The 515-nt window shown below is 45.6% G+C and carries 1 protein-coding gene; it reads right to left on the reverse strand.

Annotated elements, in window-relative coordinates; all coding sequences use genetic code 11:
* Positions 1-515, reverse strand: a 515-nt coding sequence (locus FY048_RS18975) for a calcium-binding protein (RefSeq protein ID WP_446092171.1), incomplete at both ends; no start/stop codon positions are given.

Here is a 515-nt window from a genome sequence, read left to right on the forward strand (position 1 = left end):
CCTGCTCCACCTTCAAGGATATCGGAACCTGTACCACCATCAAGTGTATCGTTTCCTGCACCGCCTTTTAGAAGGTCATTGCCATCACCACCATAGAGTTTGTCATCACCATCTTCTCCCTCAAGGCTGTCATTACCTGCCTGACCATATAATGTGTCATTGCCTGCTCCGCCCAAGATATGGTCCGCTTCTTTGGTCCCCGTTAAACTATCTGCTGCTGCCGTTCCCGTGTATAACTTCGTCAGAATGTCTGCAACGGTCAGGCTCGTACCATCTGCAAACTCAATTCGTTGTAGCGAGTTATAGTTATTAACTGGACTGTCCTGATAAAGGAAGCCATTAAACGTAATCTTGTCCGTGCTGCCAGAGATTGATACTTCCAAGGCACCATTGCCACCTACATCAGGATCATAAACCTGCTTTAAAATAATGTCGGAGGCAATAATCCCTTCTTTGAACTGAAGTGTATTGGTTTTATTAACAGTCGTGTCATAACTCACCCGAACAACATCCTG

It is taken from the genome of Acinetobacter sp. 1124_18A, from assembly GCF_052824995.1.